21 protein-coding genes and 1 pseudogene are annotated in these 21,388 nt (G+C 62.3%); 16 read left to right on the top strand and 6 right to left on the bottom strand.

Features of this window, described 5'->3' with window-relative positions; all coding sequences use genetic code 11:
- The first annotated feature begins 136 nt into the window (after positions 1-136).
- From IPI01_06690 to IPI01_06620, 15 genes and pseudogenes are all read left to right on the top strand, one after another.
- Positions 137-1,627: a chorismate-binding protein gene (locus IPI01_06690; GenBank protein ID MBK7257480.1), complete on the top strand. Its 1,491-nt coding sequence runs from the start codon at positions 137-139 to the stop codon at positions 1,625-1,627.
- A complete protein-coding gene (locus IPI01_06685) occupies positions 1,624-2,193 on the top strand; it encodes an aminodeoxychorismate/anthranilate synthase component II (protein MBK7257479.1) in 570 nt (189 codons plus the stop codon). Before IPI01_06690 ends, IPI01_06685 begins: the two co-directional genes overlap by 4 nt.
- On the top strand, positions 2,190-3,203 hold the full coding sequence (trpD, locus tag IPI01_06680) for an anthranilate phosphoribosyltransferase (GenBank protein ID MBK7257478.1): 1,014 nt from the start codon (positions 2,190-2,192) through the stop codon (positions 3,201-3,203). Before IPI01_06685 ends, trpD begins: the two co-directional genes overlap by 4 nt.
- Positions 3,200-3,988: an indole-3-glycerol phosphate synthase TrpC gene (gene trpC / locus IPI01_06675; protein MBK7257477.1), complete on the top strand. Its 789-nt coding sequence runs from the start codon at positions 3,200-3,202 to the stop codon at positions 3,986-3,988. The genes trpD and trpC overlap by 4 nt, the downstream gene beginning before the upstream one ends.
- A complete protein-coding gene (locus IPI01_06670; protein ID MBK7257476.1) occupies positions 3,985-4,629 on the top strand; it encodes a phosphoribosylanthranilate isomerase in 645 nt (214 codons plus the stop codon). Before trpC ends, IPI01_06670 begins: the two co-directional genes overlap by 4 nt.
- Before the next feature lie 3 nt (positions 4,630-4,632).
- Positions 4,633-5,664, top strand: coding sequence for a 3-deoxy-7-phosphoheptulonate synthase (gene aroF, locus IPI01_06665; GenBank protein MBK7257475.1), 1,032 nt, complete (start codon positions 4,633-4,635; stop codon positions 5,662-5,664).
- A 32-nt stretch (positions 5,665-5,696) separates the two neighbouring features.
- The gene (gene trpB, locus IPI01_06660; protein MBK7257474.1) at positions 5,697-6,863 is read left to right on the top strand and encodes a tryptophan synthase subunit beta; all 1,167 of its coding nucleotides are present in this window, start codon (positions 5,697-5,699) and stop codon (positions 6,861-6,863) included.
- A gap of 2 nt (positions 6,864-6,865) precedes the next feature.
- Positions 6,866-7,648: a tryptophan synthase subunit alpha gene (locus IPI01_06655; GenBank protein MBK7257473.1), complete on the top strand. Its 783-nt coding sequence runs from the start codon at positions 6,866-6,868 to the stop codon at positions 7,646-7,648.
- A 123-nt stretch (positions 7,649-7,771) separates the two neighbouring features.
- Entirely contained in the window at positions 7,772-9,460 is a 1,689-nt protein-coding gene (locus tag IPI01_06650) for an AMP-binding protein (GenBank protein MBK7257472.1), read from the top strand.
- Between the two features lie 26 nt (positions 9,461-9,486).
- Positions 9,487-10,674, top strand: coding sequence for an aldo/keto reductase (locus IPI01_06645; protein MBK7257471.1), 1,188 nt, complete (start codon positions 9,487-9,489; stop codon positions 10,672-10,674).
- Complete coding sequence (locus tag IPI01_06640; protein ID MBK7257470.1) at positions 10,671-11,528, top strand: hypothetical protein; 858 nt, start codon at positions 10,671-10,673, stop codon at positions 11,526-11,528. The genes IPI01_06645 and IPI01_06640 overlap by 4 nt, the downstream gene beginning before the upstream one ends.
- 139 nt (positions 11,529-11,667) lie before the next feature.
- The gene (locus IPI01_06635; protein ID MBK7257469.1) at positions 11,668-14,421 is read left to right on the top strand and encodes a response regulator; all 2,754 of its coding nucleotides are present in this window, start codon (positions 11,668-11,670) and stop codon (positions 14,419-14,421) included.
- A gap of 65 nt (positions 14,422-14,486) precedes the next feature.
- On the top strand, positions 14,487-15,014 hold the full coding sequence (locus IPI01_06630; protein ID MBK7257468.1) for a cyclic nucleotide-binding domain-containing protein: 528 nt from the start codon (positions 14,487-14,489) through the stop codon (positions 15,012-15,014).
- Positions 15,011-16,057 carry an AI-2E family transporter gene (locus tag IPI01_06625; GenBank protein ID MBK7257467.1) on the top strand — a complete coding sequence of 349 codons (1,047 nt, stop codon included), beginning with the start codon at positions 15,011-15,013 and terminating at the stop codon, positions 16,055-16,057. The genes IPI01_06630 and IPI01_06625 overlap by 4 nt, the downstream gene beginning before the upstream one ends.
- Before the next feature lie 83 nt (positions 16,058-16,140).
- A pseudogene (locus tag IPI01_06620) lies at positions 16,141-17,659 on the top strand (amino acid permease).
- 12 nt (positions 17,660-17,671) lie between these two features.
- Here IPI01_06620 and IPI01_06615 read toward each other — a convergent pair.
- The 6 genes from IPI01_06615 to IPI01_06590 all read right to left on the bottom strand — a co-directional run bounded on the left by IPI01_06615 (position 17,672) and on the right by IPI01_06590 (position 19,653).
- Positions 17,672-18,061, bottom strand: coding sequence for a thioredoxin family protein (locus IPI01_06615; protein MBK7257466.1), 390 nt, complete (start codon positions 18,059-18,061; stop codon positions 17,672-17,674).
- On the bottom strand, positions 18,058-18,240 hold the full coding sequence (locus IPI01_06610) for a hypothetical protein (GenBank protein ID MBK7257465.1): 183 nt from the start codon (positions 18,238-18,240) through the stop codon (positions 18,058-18,060). The genes IPI01_06615 and IPI01_06610 overlap by 4 nt, the downstream gene beginning before the upstream one ends.
- Positions 18,237-18,470, bottom strand: coding sequence for a DUF1858 domain-containing protein (locus IPI01_06605; protein ID MBK7257464.1), 234 nt, complete (start codon positions 18,468-18,470; stop codon positions 18,237-18,239). Before IPI01_06605 ends, IPI01_06610 begins: the two co-directional genes overlap by 4 nt.
- Positions 18,470-18,682 (bottom strand): DUF2892 domain-containing protein, encoded by a 213-nt coding sequence (locus tag IPI01_06600; GenBank protein MBK7257463.1) that lies wholly within the window; start codon positions 18,680-18,682, stop codon positions 18,470-18,472. The genes IPI01_06605 and IPI01_06600 overlap by 1 nt, the downstream gene beginning before the upstream one ends.
- Positions 18,683-18,757: 75 nt before the next feature.
- Entirely contained in the window at positions 18,758-19,033 is a 276-nt protein-coding gene (locus IPI01_06595) for a hypothetical protein (protein ID MBK7257462.1), read from the bottom strand.
- The gene (locus tag IPI01_06590; GenBank protein ID MBK7257461.1) at positions 19,030-19,653 is read right to left on the bottom strand and encodes a sigma-70 family RNA polymerase sigma factor; all 624 of its coding nucleotides are present in this window, start codon (positions 19,651-19,653) and stop codon (positions 19,030-19,032) included. Before IPI01_06590 ends, IPI01_06595 begins: the two co-directional genes overlap by 4 nt.
- A gap of 798 nt (positions 19,654-20,451) precedes the next feature.
- Here IPI01_06590 and IPI01_06585 point away from each other — a divergent pair.
- Positions 20,452-21,381 carry a GvpL/GvpF family gas vesicle protein gene (locus tag IPI01_06585; protein MBK7257460.1) on the top strand — a complete coding sequence of 310 codons (930 nt, stop codon included), beginning with the start codon at positions 20,452-20,454 and terminating at the stop codon, positions 21,379-21,381.
- Positions 21,382-21,388 lie beyond the last annotated feature (7 nt).

Here is a 21,388-nt window from a genome sequence, read left to right as displayed (position 1 = left end):
ACAAACCTGTCGTCCTGGTGGTGGCGCACGATGATGAGCCCGCAACCTGCAGGAGGTTAGTGTCTTTTCCATCGTTGTGCCATGCACAACCCTTCCTGACAGCCAGGAAGGGTTTTTTCGTTTTTATGGGAGGTCCATGATACCGTTCGCAACATTCAGGCAACTGGCAGCTTCGTACACCGTGATCCCGCTCGTGCGGACCCTGGTGGCGGATACCTTGACCCCGGTCCTGACCTACCTCACGCTCCGTGAAGAGGGGGTGCCGTCCTTCATCCTGGAGAGCGTCGAACCGAACGAAAAGATCGGACGCTTTTCGTTCATCGGCACGCGTCCGCGGGTGATCCTCGAAGCCCGCAACGGATCGGTGACCGTGCGCGATGCCAGGGGAACGGAGGAGGTGCAGGGCCCGCTGTTCTCCGTCATCCGCAGTATCCTCGCACCGCACAGGATCGCACCGGTGCAGGAGCCCCACGGGCTGCTTGGCGGACTTGTGGGATACATCGGGTACAACTGCGTCAGGCACATCGAACGGATACCTATCACGCCCGCAGCGGGTGAGGAGCCCGATGCGATCCTCGGCCTGTTCGGCTCGGTCGTGCAGTTCGACCATCACCGGCAGGTCATGACGCTCATGCACAATGTCTTCATCGACCCGGCGGCGCCACTGGAAGACCAGTACGAATCGGGGAAGGCCGCCCTGTCTGCGCTGGAACTCCGCCTGCGGAGAGTGACCGCACCGGCCACGCCGTTCAGTTGTGCGATGGATGGAGCGGGTGAACCGGACCGCGCGGGGTTCGAGCAGGCCGTGCTTCGTGCGAAAGAACACATCACCGAAGGCGATATCTTTCAGGTGGTGCTCTCACGAAGGACACGCAGTACGTTCACCGGCGATCTCTTTGCCGTCTATCGTTCCCTGCGCATCATCAATCCATCCCCGTACCTTTTCTTCCTGGATTTCGGCGCTACCAAACTCGCCGGCTCTTCGCCGGAAATGCTCATCCAGGCACACGGCGGCACAGTGGAGCTTCTGCCGATCGCCGGTACCCGGCGCCGCGGTGTGGATGAAGCCGACGACAAACGTCTTGAACTGGACCTTCTCGCCGATCCCAAGGAACTTGCCGAGCATGTGATGCTTGTGGACCTCGGGCGCAACGACGTTGGCCGGGTCTCCGAGTACGGTTCCGTGGAAGTGCCGGTCTTCAAGCGCGTGGACCGCTATTCGCATGTGATGCACATCGTTTCGGAAGTGCGCGGCCGGATCCGTCCGGACATCGACGCGGTGGGCATCTTTGAATCGTGCTTCCCTGCAGGGACGGTCTCGGGTGCCCCGAAGGTGCGTGCGATGGAGATCATCGCTGACCTCGAACCCTTTCCGCGTGGAGCGTACGCAGGCGCCGTGGGGTATTTCGGCATGGACGGCACGATGGATACCTGTATCGCGATACGCACGGTGTTCGCGCATGGACAAACGTTGAAGCTGCAGGCGGGCGCGGGGATCGTTGCCGACTCCGTGCCGTCGAATGAATACGACGAAACGGTCAACAAGGCGCGGGTGCTCATGGAGGCGATACGTCTCGCCTCACGCGGGCTCGCCGCGCCCGACGGGCAGGAGGAAGGTGCACAATGATCCTCGTGATCGACAACTATGATTCCTTCACGTTCAATCTCGTGCAGGCACTCGGCACCTTCCGCACCGATCTCTTGGTGCGCCGCAACGATGCCGTGACCGTCGACGAGATCACAACATTGGCGCCGGACGGGATCCTGTTGTCCCCCGGCCCCGGCCGACCGGAGGATGCCGGCGTCACCCTTGACGTCATCCGCCACTGTAGTACCTCGTTCCCGCTCTTCGGCGTCTGCCTCGGCCATCAGGCGATCGGCGCCGCCTTCGGCGGATCCGTCATCCACGCGCCGTCGCTGATGCACGGACGGACATCGCGCGTGCGGCATCACGGAACGTCGCTGTACCGGGGCGTGTCGGATCCCTTCGATGCGACGCGCTACCATTCGTTGGTCGTCGAGCGTTCCTCGCTGCCTGATGCTCTGGAGATCACCGCGGAGACCGAGGATGGCGTGATCATGGGCGTGCGTCACAGGACGTTGCCGGTGGAAGGCGTGCAATTCCACCCCGAATCGATCCTGACCACAGAGGGCATGCAAATTCTCAGGAACTGGGTGGAGAGGCTGTCATGAAGCACTATATCGAGAAGTGTCTGGAGAAGCAGGACCTGTCGATCGACGAGGCAGCGGATGCCCTGGAGAGGATCATGAGCGGCACCGCTACGGATGCGCAGATCGCCGGATTGCTCATCGCACTCCGCGCAAAAGGGGAGAGCGAATCCGAGGTCGTCGGGTTCGCGCGAACGATGCGTGCCCATGCGGTCCGGATCACCACCGACGATGGCGACGCCATCGATATGTGCGGTACCGGTGGGGATGGACGCGATACGTTCAATATCTCCACGGTGGCCGCGCTCGTGGCTGCCGGCGCGGGCGTGACCGTTGCGAAGCACGGCAACCGCTCCGTGTCGAGCCGCAGCGGCAGCGCCGATGTGCTCGCTGCGCTCGGCGTGAAGACACAACTGGCACCGGACCGCGTGGAGGCGTGCGTGAATACCGTCGGGATCGGGTTCCTGTTCGCTCCGTTGTTCCATCCCGCGATGAAGTTCGCGGCGAAAGCGCGTCAGGAGCTTGGCGTCAGGACCATCTTCAATATGCTCGGTCCGATCACCAACCCTGCCAGCGTGCGGCGCCAGGTGCTCGGGACCTATCATCATGATGTGGCCCGGCGGCTCGCCGGTGCGCTGCACGTGCTGGACACGGACAAAGCGTGCGTGATCCACAGCGATGACGGGATGGATGAAGTGAGCCTCGCACGGCCGACGTCGGTCCACGAGGTGGGAGGGGATCGGCCTGTGCGCAGGTATATCGTCGAAGCTTCCGATTTCGGGCTTGCGACAGCGCCGCACGACGCCGTGAAGGGTGGGGATCCTGAAACAAATGCCCGTATTGCGCTCAGCATCCTCCAGGCCGAACCGGTTCCGGGTCGTGATATCGTTCTCGCCAACGCAGGGATGGGGATCTTTGTGGCAGGCAAGGCCGCCGACCTGACGGCCGGGACACGCCTCGCGGCGGAAGCGATCGACTCGGGCCGCGCGCTGGCAACCCTCAAGGCACTGGTGGAGTTCACGAACAGAGCATGAGCACCTATCTCGACGCGATCCTCCGGCGCACACAGGAGGACCTGGACGCCCGTAAGCAGAGGGCCCCGCTTGCCGCACTGATGGATATGCCCGGCTATCACGTGCCCCGCCGGCCATTCGAACTTGCCCTGCGCCAACGTTCCCCCGCGGTCATCGCGGAGATCAAGGCAGCATCGCCCTCCCGGGGCGTCATCCGCGCTGATATGGACGTACCGGCGATCGCACGGTCGTATGTAGCGGCGGGCGCCGCGGCGCTCTCCGTGCTCACGGATGTTCCGTTCTTCCAGGGCCATCTGGACTACATGGCGCTTGCTCGTGCAGGACATGCGGTGCCTGTCCTCCGCAAGGATTTCATCCTTGACCCCTATCAACTTCATGAAGCGCGAGCGTACCAGGCCGATGCGGTCCTGCTCATCGTCGCCGCCCTGGACCGCATCCTGCTGAATGAGCTCAAAGCCCTTGCCGATGAACTCGGCCTCGGCGTCCTCGTGGAAGTGCACAATGAAGAGGAAGTGGGTGCGCTGGAGGGCGGAAGATTCCCCGTGGTCGGGATCAACAATCGTGACCTTGCGACATTTGCGACGGATATGCAGACGTCGGTGCGACTGCGCGGCCTGATCGGTTCCGATGTGGTCTGCGTGAGCGAGTCAGGTATCCAGTCCGCTGCAGATATACGCATGCTGCGGTCCCACAACATCGATGCATTCCTGATCGGCGAAGGGTTCATGCGGGCTCCCGATCCCGGTGAGGCACTCCGGGACGTGCTTGCCGGGGTCCGCGCATGAGGGTGAAGATCTGCGGGATCACCAGGCGTGACGATGCCCTGTGCGCGCTCGATGCGGGTGCCGACATGCTGGGCTTCATTTTCGTGCCTTCGAGTAAGCGGTGCATCAGCCCTGATGCCGTTGCGGACATCGTCCGGTCCATCCCGAATGATATCGTGACGGTCGGCGTGTTCGTCAATGCGCCACGCGCCGCGATCCTCGATGCGATCCGGAGGAGCGGGGTGAAGGCGGTACAATTGCATGGGGAGGAGTCGCCGGCGGAGACGGAAGGCCTGCCGGTCCGCGTCCTGAAGGCACACCGTGTGGGACCCGATTTCGATCCGGCCAGCGTGGGAACATATCGCGTGGATGCCCACGTGCTGGACACCTTCGTTGCCGGTGTGCATGGCGGTACCGGCCAGGTGTTCGATTGGAGCATCGCACGGGCGGCTGCCGGGCATGGGCCCGTGATCCTGGGCGGCGGACTCTCGCCGGCGAATGTTGCGGAAGCGATCAGACAAGCACGTCCCATGGGTGTGGACGTGAGCAGCGGCGTGGAAGTGGCGCCGGGTATCAAGGATCATGAGAAGGTGAGGGCGTTCGTCCATGCGGCACTCAAGGCGTTGGCATGGGATCGTTCACGTGAAGCACAAGGGAGATGACAGATGCTCGTCCTGATGCGACAGGATGCGACGCCGGACCAGGTCCGGGAAGTGATGCTGAAGATCGGCGATCTCGGATTCCGGGCCCACGAGATACCCGGGGCGGAGCGGACGGCCATCGGCATCACCGGTAATCACGGCGCGATCGCCGCGGATGTGTTCACGATCCTGCCCGGTGTGGAACGGGCGATACCGGTTTCCAAGCCGTACAAGCTCGTCGGTCGTGAGGCGAGGCCGGAGAGCAGCGTGATCAAGGTCGGGACAGCGAGCATTGGAGGGCCCGAACTTGCGGTGATGGCCGGGCCCTGCTCGGTGGAGAGCCGGGAGCAGATCGTTACCGTTGCGCGAAACGTGAAGTCGGCAGGTGCACAGTTCTTGCGGGGCGGCGCATTCAAACCACGTTCGTCGCCGTATAGTTTTCAGGGCATGAAGGAAGAAGGATTGGTCCTTCTCCGCGAGGCGCGCGAGAAGACGGGGCTTGCGATCGTGACGGAAGTGAAGGATACGGGCACCCTCCCCGCCGTGGCGGAAGTGGCGGACGTGCTGCAGATCGGCGCACGGAACATGAGCAATTTCAGTCTCCTGGAGGCCGTCGGCGAACTCCGCATACCGGTGCTGCTCAAACGCGGCATCGCCGCGACGATCGAGGAACTGCTGATGGCGGCAGAGTACATCGCGAGCCGCGGCAACCTGCAGATCATCCTGTGCGAGCGGGGGATCCGGACGTTCGAAACGGCGACACGGAACACGCTGGATCTGAATGCGATCCCCGTCCTCAAGCGGCTCACCCACCTGCCTGTGATCGTGGATCCGAGTCACGGTGTCGGGATCTGGGAAGCTGTTCCGGCGATGAGCATGGCCGCGATCGCGGCGGGGGCGGATGGGCTGATGATCGAGGTCCATCCGGATCCTGCTGCCGCACTTTCGGATGGCGCACAGTCCTTGAAACCATCCCGCTTTGCTGCGCTGATGGATGATATCCGCCGGCTCGCGCCGGTGGTTGGAAGAACACTGAACGAAGGAAGCACCACATGACACACGCTCCTGCTGCACTTGCTCCCGGAGGTATGCCCGATGCACGGGGCTATTTCGGAGCGTACGGTGGCCGCTATGTGCCCGAGACCCTCATTCCCGCGCTGGACGAACTCGAGGCGTTGTATCAGGACGCGCGGAAGGACCCGGCATTCACGGCAGAGCTGCGCGAACTCCTGACGACCTTTGCCGGGCGGCCCACGCCGATCACACGCGCCGACCGCCTTGCCGCACACTACGGAAAGGTGAAGATCTACCTGAAGCGGGAGGATCTCTGCCATACCGGGGCACACAAGATCAATAACACCATCGGTCAGATCCTTCTGGCAAAACGATCGGGGAAGAAGCGGATCATTGCCGAGACGGGTGCCGGGCAGCATGGGGTGGCAACGGCCACGGTGGCCGCGCGGATGGGACTTGCCTGCGATGTGTACATGGGCGACGAGGACATCGAGCGTCAGCAGTTGAATGTGCGCAGGATGGAAATGCTCGGTGCGCGCGTGGTGCCGGTCCATTCCGGGACGCGCACGCTCAAGGATGCGACGAGCGAAGCGATCCGGGATTGGGTGACCAACGTCCGCGATACATTCTATATCATCGGATCGGTCGTTGGCCCTCATCCGTACCCCGCCATCGTTCGCGATTTCCAGAGCGTGATCGGTGAAGAGGCAATGCAGCAGGTGCGTGCCGCTGAAGGACGCGATCCGGATATCCTGCTGGCGTGCGTCGGGGGAGGGAGCAACGCCATCGGGCTCTTCGAGCCGTTCCTGGGCACGAGGGCACGCATGATCGGCGTCGAAGCTGCCGGGCACGGCCTCACGTCCGGGCAGCATGCCGCGACGCTCTCGCTGGGAGCTCCCGGTGTCCTGCACGGTTCCCTCAGCTATCTGCTGCAGGACCATGACGGACAGGTGCAACTTGCCCACTCGATCTCCGCGGGATTGGACTATCCCGGCGTCGGCCCCGAGCACAGCGCGCTGAAGGATGCCGGGCGGGTGGAGTATGTTGCCGTGACAGATCAGGAAGCCCTTGCCGCGGCGAAACTGCTTTCCCGCCTCGAAGGGATCATCCCCGCGCTCGAGTCTGCGCATGCTCTTGCATGGCTGGAAAAGCTCGCGCCGCGCACCACCGGCTCACCCCTCATCCTGGTGAACGTGTCGGGGCGGGGTGACAAGGATATGACAACATACGCGAACCTATGACGATGAAACTCCAAGAACGGTTGAGCGGCAATGCAACGAAGGGCAGGCGGTCGCTTGCCATGTTCCTCACCGCCGGGTATCCGACACTGGATGCAACGGCAGACCTCGTGTGCGCACTTGAGGATGGCGGGGCGGACATCGTGGAGATCGGGGTTCCGTTCTCGGACCCCCTCGCCGATGGTCCGGTCATCCAGAAGGCGTCCGGCACGGCGATCGCGAACGGCGTGACCCTGCCGTGGATCCTGCAACTCGTTGCACGGATCAGGCAGCGGTCCGGTGTCCCACTGGTGCTCATGGGATATCTCAATCCGATCATGCGCTATGGAGTGGACAGATTCTTCGTCGATGCGGCTGCTGCCGGGGTTGACGGCCTGATCCTTCCCGAGCTGCCCCTGGAGGAGTGGAGCTCGTATGCGCCGGCGGTGACATCCGCGGGATTGGCCGGGATCTTGCTCGCGACGCCCACGACGCCTCCGGCGCGCGTGCGTGCGATCGATGCTGCGTCGTCGGGATTCGTGTACTGCGTGTCCACCACCGGCGTGACCGGCGGGGCCGTGGCCGGTTCGGCGCTCGACAACGTCCGTGCGGTGCGTGCGCATGTCACGCGCAACCCGATGCTCGTGGGATTCGGGATCTCGCGGCCTGAGGATGCGGTGACCTTTGCCCGCGACACCGACGGCGTGATCGTGGGTTCGGCACTTCTCCGGCAGCTGGAGAGCGATCCTTCGCCGGGTGGCACCCGTGTGTGGACCGCGGCGTTCCGCCGGGCGCTCGATACGATCTGAATTCCGCCCCTCAGGCAGTTCTCTCGTTCCACCCGATCCCCCGGTGCTTGTGAGTATCCGGGGGATTGTGTATTTTACGGCGTACTTCCAAATCTCCCCTCTCAGACGTTGCAGGCAGGACCCATGTCATCATTCCCCCGTTCACTGCGTCGTGCGCTCGAGCAGTCCGCGCAACGCTTCGGCTCCCGTCCGTCGGTCGCCTTGGTCGACGGCGACTCTATGACCTATGATGTGCTCTGGCAGCGTGCACAGCAGGTGGGTGCATTCCTGAAGGGAGCGGGCATCGGCTTCGGTGACCGCGTCGCACTACTGTCCGAGAATATGCCGAACTGGGTGGCGGCGTACTTTGGCATCACCGCGTCCGGTGCGGTTGCGGTGCCTATTCTCCCGGATTTCCATTCGTCGGACATCGCCCGGATCCTGCGTCACGCCGAGATCAAAGCGGTGTTCGTGTCGCGCCGCCTTCTCACGAAGATCGGCGAGCTTGCCCCGTCGGAAACGGGGGCGATCGTGCTCCTCGAGAATTGGCAGCAGGTCATCGCCGGAGAGACCGATCCTGACGATGGAACACCGATCCTGGATGTGCACGCGGCACCGTCCACGGTGTACGCCGTGCCCGAACGCCTCCCGGTTGCCGATGACCTGGCGTCGATCGTGTATACGTCGGGGACGACGGGCCACTCCAAGGGCGTGATGCTCACGCATGGCAACCTGCTGTCGGATGTTGAAGCAACAATGACGATCGTGTCGCTGGACGAGACCGATCGCATGCTGTCGATCCTCCCCTTGCCCCATACGTATGAGAGCACCCTTGGCATGATCCTGCCGATCGTGAGGGGGTCCAGTGTGTACTATATGGACAAACCGCCCACCGCCCCGGTCCTTCTCCCGGCGCTCACACGGGTTCGGCCCACGGTCATGTTGTCCGTACCGCTGATCATCGAAAAGATCTACAAGGCGAAGATCCAGCCGGAGCTGATGAAGAGTGCGCTCTTGAGAAAGGCGATAGGGGTGCCGGTGCTGCGCAAGGCACTCCACCGGATCGCCGGCAAGAAACTCCTGCGGACCTTCGGTGGTGAGCTGCGGTTGTTCTGCATCGATGGCGCGCCGCTGGCACCCGACGTGGAGTCGTTCCTGCGCGAAGCGAAGTTCCCGTATGCGATCGGTTACGGCCTTACGGAAACCGCACCCCTGATCGCGGGCACCGGTCCCGAACGGACGCGGTTGCGCTCGACCGGCCCCGCACTGCGTGGGACGACGATCCGTATCCAGGATCCCAATCCCCGGACGGGGGAGGGCGAGATCATGGTGAAGGGCCCCACGGTGATGAAGGGATACTACCGAGATGAAGAGAAGACCCGGCAGGTCCTGAGCGACGACGGGTGGTTGAGCACGGGCGACCTTGGCGTGATCGATGCGGATGGTTTCATTTTCATCAAGGGCCGTTCCAAGAACATGATCCTGGGCCCGAGCGGGAAGAACATCTATCCCGAAGAGATCGAAGCCGTTATCAACGAGTTCGAGCACGTCCGCGAATCGGTGGTGTATGAGCACCAGAAGCGACTCGTGGCGTTGGTGCATCTCGACTACGAGCGCCTGCAGAAGGCACTGCAATCGCTCAGTGAATCCGATATCCGTCAGAAGGCGAACGCACTCCTTGCCGACCTGCAGAAGGAGATCAACGACAGGGTGCCGTTGTATGCGCGCATCCACCGGATCATCGAGCAGGCGGAACCGTTCCAGAAAACACCGACACAGAAGATCAAGCGCCATCTCTATATCCCGACTGCGCTCCGCAGGGATCATCACTAGGCACGCCCATCACTTCGAGAGGCTCCATGGAACAGTTCGACCGCCGCGGCTTTCTCAAGACCTCACTCGTTGCTGCTTCCGGCGCGGTCCTGACCGGGTCGCTGCATGCGCAGGAGAACGGGGGATCATCCGCACCGGCGCCCATCGTGGCCGTGAAGCATACACGGAAGCTCGGGCGGACGGGGCTGATGCTTCCCGTCGTGAGCATGGGTGTCATGCGTTCGGACAATCCCGGTCTCGTCCGTGCCGCGCTCGACAAGGGGTTCCTGCACCTGGACACGGCCCATGGGTACCAGCGGGGAATGAACGAAGTGATGCTGGGCAAGTTCCTTGCCAATGTGCCCCGCGACTCGTACGTGATCTCGACGAAGGTCCCGTCTGAAACTGGCGACTCCACGGCTGCGGTACGGAAGTGGCTCAGCCTCGTCGAGGTGAGCCTGCAACGGCTCAAGTTGGATCATGTGGACATTCTGTATCTGCATTCGACCTCGTCGAAGGACGACACCTGTGCGCCGGCCATGCTGGATGCCTTGCAGCAGGCGAAGGATAAGGGCTACACGCGTTTCCTCGGGGTTTCCACGCACAAGAACGAACCCGATGTGATCGATGCCGCCGTCGACTGCGGCGTGTACGACGTCGTCCTGACCGCCGTGAATTTCAAACAGGACCACTATCCCTCCGTGAAGGCTGCGATCGCACGTGCTGCGCAGGCGGGCGTGGGCATCGTCGGGATGAAGACGATGGCCGGGGGGTTCCTCGACAAAGAGAAGACGAAGCCCATCAACTGCAAGGCCGCGCTGAAATTCGTGCTGCAGGATCCGAATGTCGCGACCACGATCCCCGGTATCACCTCCTTCGATCAACTGGACGAGAACGCCAGTGTGAATCAGGATCTGACGATGACCGAAGAGGAACAGGACTCGCTCGTGGCAGGGCGGCTGGAAGGTGGATTGTACTGCCAGGGGTGTGAGCACTGTGTGGCCGGCTGTCCGCGCAGCCTGTCGATCCCGGAATATATGCGTGCCTTCATGTACGCCTATGGCTATCGCGACCTTGCCATGGCCCATGCGGTGGTGAAGCAGCATGACGGTGGCAACGACCCGTGTCACGATTGTGAGACCTGCTCCGCTTCCTGCGTGAAGGGATTCCCGGTCCGCGACCGGATCGCTGACGTGAGGCGTGTCGGCCAGATCCCGGAAGAGTTCCTGTCATGACGCGGGCGGTCCGTGCGCTCGTCCTCCCCGCCCTCATCGCTCTCTCGGGTGCGATCCCTGCAAGGAGCGAGGACGACCGTGACGCGTTCGTCTTCCCTGTCCCCGGGGGGTGGACTGTGCAGGCCGACACGGCTGTCTACGGCCCGGACGATCTCTGGGAGTACATCGACGGTGCCGCGGATCTTTTTGTGATCTATGGTTTTGAGCGCCTGCAATGTGCGACCTACCGCACGCCGTCAGGTGAGGAGGTGCGTGCGGAGCTGTATCGCCATGCCGGAGTATCTGATGCGTATGGCATGTACTCGCAAGAACGTTCGCCTGACAACGCTGCCGTCGAGGTGGGCAACGAAGGATGCGCGGATGCCGGGATGATGATCGTTGTTTTCGGCCGCTGGTATCTCAAGTTGTCGTCGCCTCCTGCTGTCGGACGCGATGATCTCCTGCTGCTCGCGCGGTCCTTTGATGTTGTGTTGGGGTCGCCGCGCGGGCTCCCTCCGGAATTCGCTGCGCTGCCTTCGGGCGGACGCATACCCCGGTCGGAGCAGTATATTGCGAGCGATTTTCTCGGGTACGGATTTCTCTCCCGTGTGTACCTGGCCCGCTACGGAAGCGGGGAGGGTGCACAGGCCTTCCTCATCCGCACCGCGTCTCCCGACGCCGCGGAGCGTATTCGTGCATCGTTCGTCAGGACGGCGGGGGGCAAGGGTTCTCCGGCCGGACCTGCAACGACGCACCTGATCGATCCCCACCACGGTCCGCTGGACATCGTGGTCCGGGGTTCCGACGTGTATGGCATCCTCGGATACGGTAAGAACGAATCTCTCCGCCTCGACCTGCTGAAGAAACTTCAATAGCATGCCTGTTTAATAGAGAGCAGCTGGCCGTGGTTGACCACTGGTTCTCGAAATTGGCCTGATTTCGCCTCTTTCTCCCCCCGATTGACGTTCCTCCGGGCATTCCCTCGTTGGTACAGCTCTTGCACTATGGAGTCGTATGAATGGTCTCATGACACCCGAGAATGCCCGGGTCATCATTGCCGACGACGAACGCATCGTCGCTGCCGATCTGCGGAAGCGCATGCTCGCGCTTGGCTGCTCAGTCGTTGCTGTGGTCGGCAGCGGGGTGGATGCCTATCATGCAGCGATAGAGCATCGGCCCGACCTGTTGCTGATGGATATCGGGATGGACGGTGAGTACGACGGCATCACCGCCGCGGAGAAGATCCGGGCCGAGGTCGATGTGCCGGTCATCTTTGTGACGTCGTATTCGGATAAGGAGACCCTCCATCGGGCGAAGCAGATCGGTCCGTTCGGCTACGTCCTGAAGCCGTTCGATGAACGCGAGCTTGCTACGACGGTGGAGATGGCACTGTACCGCCATCACGCGGAACAGAAACTCCGGGCCAGCGAAGAGCTGTACCGCACGCTGATCGAGAATACCGGGGAGGGGATCGTCTTCGTCGATCTCGACGAGCGGTTCACGTTCGTGAATCCGGCAGCGGAGACGATCTTCGGTGTAGAAGAGGGGACGTTGAAGGGGCGGTGCATCGGTGAGTTCACCACGCCGGAGGTGTTCGCGTCCATCCGGGAACAGACCCGCATCCGCGGGACCGGCATCCGCAGCACGTACAACATCATGATCCGCCGTCCGGACAGCAAGCACCGGACACTCCTCGTTACCGCAACACCTCAATTCGACGGGCGCGGCGTCCTTGCCGGGGCCTTCGGTATCTTCCGGGACATCACCGAAGACCGGGAGGCGGAGGAAGCCGTGCGGGCAAGCGAACAGAGGTTCCGCGACCTGTACGACGATGCACCGGTGGGGTACCATGAGATCGACAGGAACGGTATCTTCACGCGTGTGAACCGGACCGAGCAGGCCATGCTCGGATATTCCGAAGAAGAGATGCTCGGCCGTCCGGTGTGGGATTTTCTTGCCGACCCGGAGACCTCCCGCAAGGCGGTCGCCCGCAAGATGAACGGTGAGGCCGCTCCCAAGGAGCCGTATGAGCGGGTGTTCCGCAGGAGCAATGGTTCGGAAGTGCCGGTCCTTGTCGAGGACCGTGTACAGCTGGACAGTGCAGGGAACGTGATCGGTATTCGCTCGACGATGCAGGACATCACGGAGCGAAAGCAGTCCGAAGAGGAACTCCGGCTCTATGCGGAACAGCTGCGCCTTGCGAAAGACGAGGCGGAGGAAGCAGGGAGAGCGAAGGCGAGTTTTCTCGCTGCCATGAGCCATGAGATCCGCACGCCGATGAATGGCGTCATCGGCATGACCAGTCTGCTCCTTGAGACCGGGCTCACCGAAGAGCAGCGCGAATATGCCGAGACCATCCGGAACAGCGGGGAATCGCTCCTGGGGATCCTGAATGAGATCCTGGATTTCTCGAAAGTGGAATCGGGACGGATCGACCTTGAGCGGGAGCCCTTCTCTCTTCACTCCTGCATCGAAGAGGTGCTCGATCTCTTCGCAGGGAAAGCCGCAGAAAAGAACATCGAATTGATCGGGTCCGTGGACCCAACGGTTCCCGAGGTCCTGATGGGCGATGCCTCCCGTGTCCGTCAGGTACTCGCGAATCTCGTCGGCAATGCCGTCAAGTTCACGCAACAGGGGGAGGTTGCGGTCAATGCCGTGGGCCGGTTGACCGATGGTGATCGGGTTGAACTCCTCGTCAGCGTGAAGGATACAGGCATTGGCATCGCCGAGTCCGCGAGGCACCGGTTGTTCCAGCCGTTTTCGCAGGCCGACCGTTCCGTGAATCGTAAATATGGTGGCACGGGGCTCGGCCTGGCGATATCCAAGCGCCTGGTGGAACTGATGGAGGGGCGCATCTGGGTAGAAAGCACGGAGGGGCTGGGTGCGACATTCTTCTTCGCTCTGTGCGTTCCGGTCGCCGCGGTGGCGCCGAAAGAGAAGGCTGACGGGAAGAGGCCTGCTGGTCCGACCGATATCATGATCGTGGATGACAATACGACCGTGACAGCGTTGCTGCAACGGGTGTGCGAATCGGAAGGGATGCGCGTCCGTGCATTCACGGATCCTGCCCGGGCTCTGGCTACGCTGGCCGCCGGGGGGCATGTGGACGTTCTCCTGGTTGATGCGGTCATGCCTCAGATGTCCGGGATCGAGTTTGCACGCCATGTCCGCACCCTCGCGACCGGAGCTTCGTTGCCCATGGTCCTCATGGCTACGGGAGCGGGCATGGTGCGCGAGGACGTTGTCGGACTCTTCGCCGGTCAAACCCTCAAGCCGGTGAAGCCTGCGCAGATCCTGAAGGCCATCCGTCTGGCACCCGGCGGCCCCCCCCAGCAGATACGTGCGGTGGGCAGCACGGTCCTGGACAAAACGCTGGCGCTGCGGCTGCCGCTGCGGATCCTGGTCGCGGAGGACAATCCCGTGAATCAGGCCCTGGCCCTCGCGATCCTGCGCAAGATGGGGTATCGTGCGGATGTGGCCGCCGACGGCCAGGAAGCCATCGATGCTCTTGAACGGCAACAGTATGACCTGATCTTCATGGACGTCCAGATGCCCGTCATGGACGGCCTCCGCGCCACCCGGATCATCCGGGAGCGCTACACCGGGGATGACAGACCCCAGATCGTCGCCCTGACAGCCAATGTCATGGCGAACGACCGTGAGGCGTGCATGGCATCCGGCATGGATGATTTCCTGAGCAAGCCGATCCGCCTCGAGGAGGTCCGGAGTATCGTTGAGAAGTACGGAACGCTTCTCCTCTCGCGGTAGGTGGTGATTTTTACCACCGAATCCCCTATATTGCACCGATCGATCCCCCACTGAGGCCTTACACCATGAACGACTTCCGCGCGCGGGTCTTCGGCTACAATCGTAAAGCGAAGCCCGACGAAGCATTGCAGGCCATCCTCGAGAAGATCCCGGTCTTCGAAGGGTTCTCGCCACGTGAACTCGCGGCCCTTGGACGCGTCCTGCACAAGCGTGAGTATCTTCCGGGTGAAGTGATCATCCGTCAGGATGAGCCGGGCCTCGGGATGTATATCATCCAGTCCGGTGAAGCCGCGGTCATCTCCGGCCGCGACGACGTGCAGCTCTCGGCCCTCGGGGATGGCGACTTCTTCGGTGAGGTCTCTCTGCTCGATGAGACCTCACGTTCTGCAACGGTCGTGGCCAGGACCCACTGCCTCATCCTCGGGTTCTTTCAGTCCGACCTGTTCGCACTCATCGAACGCGACCCGCGCTTCGGGGTGAAGATCGTGATCCGGCTTGCGAAGATCCTGGGTGACAGATTGCGCAAGGCGAACGTCCAGGTGCTGGCGTTGACAGAACGCGTGAACGCGCTGAACGGCCCGGCGGCCCGATGACCCCGACCATTCCTCCGACGCGTCCGTCGCACGAATTGGTGCCGCTGCTGGCCGCGATGACGATCGCGATCCTCCTGCTCTTTCTCGGAGGTGCGGCGCAGGTGGTCATCCTCTCGTTGCTCCTGGCGTACATCCTGGATCCCGCTGCCACGGCACTCGAGGCGCGGGGGATGAGCCGGACGCTTGCCGTCGTTCTCGTCGTGCTCACCTTGACGTTGGTCATCGGTGGAACGGCGTATCTCCTTGTCCCGGCCATCATGGACCAGATGGGCGCGTTGCAGTCGGGCGCGACCACCGAACAGGCCGCGGAGGCGATCCGGGGGATCGAACGCTCGCTGAAGACCTCGTTCGCGTTCCTCGGGCTTGAGGACCTTGACCTCCTCGGCCGCATCGCTACCATCAAACAATCCATCGCCGAACGTGTCTTCTCATTCCTGTTGAGCGATTCCCTCAGTCTGATCGTGAATGCGGTGACGATCCCGTTCCTGATGTTCTTCTTCCTCAAGGACGGCAGGGAGATGAAGAAGAAACTGGTGAGTATGGTGCCGAACCGGTACTTTGAGTTCACCCTGGACCTGCTGTACAAGATGGACATGCAGCTGGGGAACTATCTCCGTGGCCAGTTCGTGGATGCCGTGGCATTCGGCCTCATGTCCATCCTTGCGCTCTGGATCCTCGGTGTGAATTACTTCGTGTTCCTGGGTGTCTTTGCCGGTCTCGCCAACCTGATCCCGTATGTCGGACCCATCGCCGGGGTGATCCCCGCGGCGATCGTTGCCGTGCTGGGGAGCGGCGATCTGAACAGTGCGACCCCTGTGATCATCGCGTACTTCATCCTGAAATTGCTCGACGATTTCGTTGTGGCACCGACGATCGTCGCCTCCAGCGTGGAGATGCATCCGGTCCTCGTTCTGATCGCGATCATGATCGGCGGAGAGCTGTTTGGGATCCTCGGCATGCTGCTCGCCGTGCCGGTCGCAGGCTTCTTCAAGGTCGTCCTGCAGGAAGGCGTGAGCACCTACCGCAAGTACCGTTTCAACTGATCCGTTCGTGGCCCACGCAGCGCGCCGTACACCCCGGTGCCTGCGGGGTTCCGCTGTTCTCACCTGCACCATCCAGAGGGAACATGTTCCGTCAATTGTTCCGCACGAAGAGCCTTGATGCGATCATGCGCGAGGCGGAGAACCCCGAGCATCAGCTCAAGAGGGCGCTCGGGCCATTCGACATCGTCATGCTCGGTATCGGCGCGATCATCGGATCAGGCATCTTCGCCACCATCGGGACCGCTGTGGCGGGTGATGCGATGCGCCCCGGTGCCGGCCCGGCGATCGTCCTCTCGTTCGGACTGACGGCGGTCGCGTGCGCGTTCTGCGGGCTCTGCTACGCGGAATTCGCGTCGCTCGTGCCGATCTCGGGAAGCGCGTACACGTATTCCTATGCGACGCTGGGTGAGCTTGTTGCGTGGATCATCGGGTGGGACCTGATCATCGAATATGCGGTAGGGAATGTCGCGGTCGCCATCGCCTGGGCCGCCTACTTCCATCAGCTCTGCGAGGGGATCGGATGGCACATCCCGGCCTGGCTGGCGGTGGACTATCGATCCGCTGCCCAGGCGGCCGAGGCGGCCCTGAAAGCGGGTGGACAGGTGGATGCTTCGCTCCTTCTGCCGCTCGAAGCCTGGCGTGCACACCCCACCTTCCTCGGCATCCCCATCATCTTCAATGCCCTTGCCGTTGGCATCGTGGCGGTCATCACCTGGCTGCTCATCATCGGCGTCAAGGAGTCCGTACGGGTCAACAACGTCATGGTGATCGTGAAGCTCGTCATCCTGATGTTCTTCGTCTATGCCGGCGCACAATTCGTGAAACCCGAGAACTGGTCGCCGTTCATGCCCAATGGGTTCTCCGGCGTGTGGGTCGGCGCCTCGCTCATCTTCTTCGCCTACATCGGGTTCGATGCGATCTCGACCGCCGCGGAGGAATGCAAACACCCGGAACGCGATCTGCCGATCGGCATCATCGGATCACTGGCGGTCTGTACGGTGATCTATATCGTGGTGGCGCTCGTGCTCACCGGGATGGTGCCGTGGCAGCACCTGGGCGTCGCGGACCCGCTGGCGGCGGCATTCGCGTATGTCCACTCCGATGTCTCCGCGGGGATCGTTGCCGTAGGCGCCGTGGTCTCCATGACCGCGGTCCTTCTGGTCTTCCAGTACGGCCAGCCCCGCATTTTCTTTGCGATGTCGCGCGATGGATTATTGCCGGCGTACTTCTCCCGCGTGCACCCGAAATACAAGACGCCGCACATCACGACGTTCTGGACCGGTGTTGGGGTTGCGGTCGTTTCCGCGGTGGCGAACATCAATGAGATCGTTGAGTTGACGAACATCGGGACGCTGTTCGCATTCATGCTCGTGTGTGCCGGTGTGATCGTGCTCCGCGTCAAGGACCCCCACCGGAAACGTGCATTTCCGCACGCCGCTGGTGCCTCTGGTCCCGATCCTCGGGATCGCGAGCTGCATCTACCTGATGATGGGATTGCCGGAGATCACGTGGATCCGTTTCGGTACGTGGCTTGCCGCCGGACTCGTGGTGTATGCCGTCTTCGGATGGAGGAAGAGCCGGTTGTCCGGCTCCGCCACCTGAGACAGGAGAGTGTTACAGCAGTGCTTCCCGGAGGACCGCTTCACTGCGGGTGCCGACGAAGACGTCGACGATCTTGCTCTGGTCAACGAGGACGGTCGTCGGCGTCGCCATCACACCGAATGCCCGCGCGGCTTCGAAATGCTCCGCAACGTCGACCTTGTACACATTGGGGTATTCGCGCTGAAGGATGTCGATGATCGGCGTCTGGGTCTTGCACTCCGAGCAGGTCGGAGAGTAGAAATAGGCAAGAACGCGGTCGCCCGAATTGACCGCCTCACCGAGTGGCCCACCCACGCCGAGGATACGGCGCCCTCTCCGTTTCTTCGCATTGATCACGATCACGAGCTGCAGTATGATCAGCAGCGAGGCGAAGATCCCGAGCACCACCCCGATGGTCGTCATGACTTCCGTCCTGTTGTGAGTATCACGCCGATCAACGCCCCGTATCCCGTGCTGATGTACGGGCTGGACGTTATCGGACATGTTCCGCTCGCACACCCGATGAAATAATAGTACGCGAAGCCGCCGGCACTGCCAAGCAGCACCGCAGCCGCGCGTTTGAACCATATGCTACGCATCATAGGGGTTTCACCTCCAGCTCCTTCTTGAGTTCCTGCACGATCGCGGCGGCCTCCTCCGGCTTCTTGCCATGGCTTCCCAGAACCTCGCCGAGCGTGCCCCACACCGGTTCACCGCACACGAGACAGGGGACCCCGTGCTGTAGCAGAAGTCCCGTTGCCATCGGATATCGTTCCAACAACTCCTCGACCTGCATCGAACCGGAGATCGGACTCCCGGACGACGGACCCATTACTTCTTCGCCCCGTCCTTTGCGGTGGAGATCTTCCCGATGGTGTACAGCGGGCAGAAACTCACGGCGCTTGTCGCGAGCAGAACGACAGCCAGGACACCGAGGACGATAGCAAGCGTGCCGGTCACTTCGCCGGTGAAGATCAAAATGCCAAGGACGATGGCGAGCAGGGTGCGGACGATCCGGTCAGCCGGACCTACGTTCTTTGTCATGCGATCAAACTCCTGTACTGTGTGGACGGGACCCCCGAATTGTGTCCATAGGATGCACGGTGGGGGCCGGAAGGGTCAGGCCCGCTTCGCTTTCCGTCCGCGTTTTGATGCCCCCGGTGCCGCTTCTGCCGTAAGCGATGAGATCGTCTTGAACAGGTCGCGATGCGCTCCTGCCGGAATGCGCGGAGGGGGGAGGGCACGGTACAACGTGATCGTTTGCTTGAGCGAGCTCAGGTATTCGCTGCAATTCGGGCATTCTGCAAGGTGCTGCTTGATCTGGCGGCAACGCTCGGAATTGATGTCCTCGTCGAGGTGGTCACATATATGGAGATACACGTCCCCGCACTTCATGTCAGGATCTCCGGATGTGCCGTCAGGTGTGGCTGCAGTTGGTCGCGGAGGAACGCCCGTGCACGGCGAAGGCGCGACTTGGTGGCTTCCACCGACAGTCCGAGCACCCCGGCGGTTTCCTCCGTGGATCGCCCCTCGACATCCCGCATGGTGAAGACCACACGATATTCTTCAGGAAGCTTTGCCATGGCATCTTCGAGCAAGGTCTTGAGTTCACGCCCGATCACGACATCCGCCGGCGTCTCCGGTGTGTGTACCGGTTTCTGCCGTGGCGTGCCGCCGGACTGGCCGGGGGGATGATCGTAGGCCTCGAGGGACTCTTCCATCAGATCGCTCTTCCGCTTCCGGCGCTTCATCAGACAATTATTGGTCACGATCGTGTACAGCCAGGTCGAGAACTTGGATTTCCCGTCAAAACTGTTCAATTTGCGGTACACATTGATGAACGTGTCCTGAAGGGTCTCCGATGCCGCCTCGCTGTCCCGGCAGATCTTGTACGAGAACCGATACACCGTGTCCTCGTAGCGCTTCACGAGCTCCGTGAATGCCCGCGCGTCGCCCCCGCGGGCCAGCCCGATAAGCTCGTCGTCCGGCAACAGCCGGGGAGATCGCTGTGTCACTTGTAAGATGCTCTTTCGGAGGAAGAAGAGTCAGGGAATGTTTCACTAACGTACCAAAACCTGAAACCACTCGCAAGTTTGATGTTTTCGCCCGCAATATGTATCTTCGTCTGAGAGGCGTTCTATGAAATACACCGGTCTGAACGAAGGGGCGTGATGAAAGACATCATGGGTGCCGCACTCCTCGGTGAACTCCTGGGAGCACTTGCCAGGAGCTCTGCCCTCCGCACATCCCTCGGTGGGGTGCCGGCAGAGGAAGCTGATGCGGTCGTCCGCAGGATGGTCGGCGAAGTGGAACGACTTGCCGCGGAAGGCGCCGCTCCGCCTCCTCCGCCGGTCCACCAGAAGCCCGCGCTGTTTTCTACACCTCCTCCGCCCCCGCTGAAAGAGGAGCCGCTGCGGAAGCCTTTTCCGGTTCCCGAAATTCCTGTCCCTGCTTCTGCACCGCCGGCTCCGCGGCCTGTTCCGGAGGTCACCCCCGACGCTCCCACGTCGGTCGTGGCTCCAACACCCCGGCGCATCGAGGCTTCCGATCCAGCGGCGCCACAGGTACGGCCTGTGGCCGTTCCGAAACCACCGGTTGAGGCGTCACGTCCTCGTCGCTTTCCGAAACCGCCGGTTGAGGCCTCCGCCCTCGCTGTTCCGAAACCACCGGTTGAGGCGTCACGTCCTGTAGCTGTTCCGCATCCGCCGGTTGAACTCTCCCGGCCTGTACCGGTCACCCCACCGGTGCCACCATCATCTGTTCCCGAACCGAAGCGGCCCGCGGTTTCTCAGGTTGCTGCGCCCCGAATTCCGGTGGAAGCACCGGCGCCGTTCGTTCCGCCGCATCAGCCTGCGCCTGCGCCCGCACCGGCTGAGCCATACGTCCCCGATCCCCCATCGCCGCTGCATACGCCGTCAGTGCGTGTGCGCATTGCATTCGATGAGCAGACCGCCTTCGTTCTTGCGGCCGGGTTGATCTCTCTGCAGGATACGCCATCCCCGCACGCCTTCGGCGTCGGCGTCGACGGTGTGGAGCGCGGCAGCGAGATCTTTGCCTTCGATCATGCCGGCATGAGGTTCTTCCTCAGCACGCTGAAGAACCAGGAAGCAAGTGTGAGCAGGACAGGCATGTTGCTTCTGGGCAAGCAGGAATCCATCAGACACCGCAACGTTCACGAATCCCTGGTGAATACGCTGCGGCTGCGGTCACTCGTCCTTCCCGCTGAACCGGGCACCGTGGTGTTCGGCCGGAACGATCTTCTGCGCCGCGTCGATCTCCGGCGCGATGCATTGTTCGAGATCCTGGTCGGGCTTTCCACGCTCAGCACGTGGCGCGTGCATGCCTTCGTCCTCGATGCCCATGTCCAGCGGATGCTTCCCGCAGAGACATCGCCGTCGCGGGGAGGGCGGCACGACTCCGAACGGGCGCGCGTCTCCGCGGCCACCAGGAAGACGGATATCAAGACGCTGGAACGCCTTCTCAATCGCGAAAAGAAACTTGCGGAATCGATCCTGCAGCGGCTTGCCGGTGCATCGGACACCCATACGGTCGAGTCGATGGTGGGCCTGGGCAGCGGGTCATCCGAGGACTGGAAGCCTATCCTGAAAGCCGCCTTCGAGGTCCCTGCCGGCCGCTTCACGCGGTTTGCGCAGGTGGTCGTGGAGTGCCAGGAAGCGAATGCGATGTTCGAGCCGATGCTGACCGTGGTCGGGGGACCCGGCAGTTTTAGCCTTTCCATGTAACGATCAC

The sequence above is a fragment of the Ignavibacteriota bacterium genome, assembly GCA_016707525.1.
Classification (GTDB): Bacteria; Bacteroidota; Ignavibacteria; order UBA10030; family UBA6906; genus JAGDMK01.
Note: the sequence above shows the minus strand (reverse complement) of the source record. Positions and strands in the feature narration are given on the sequence as shown.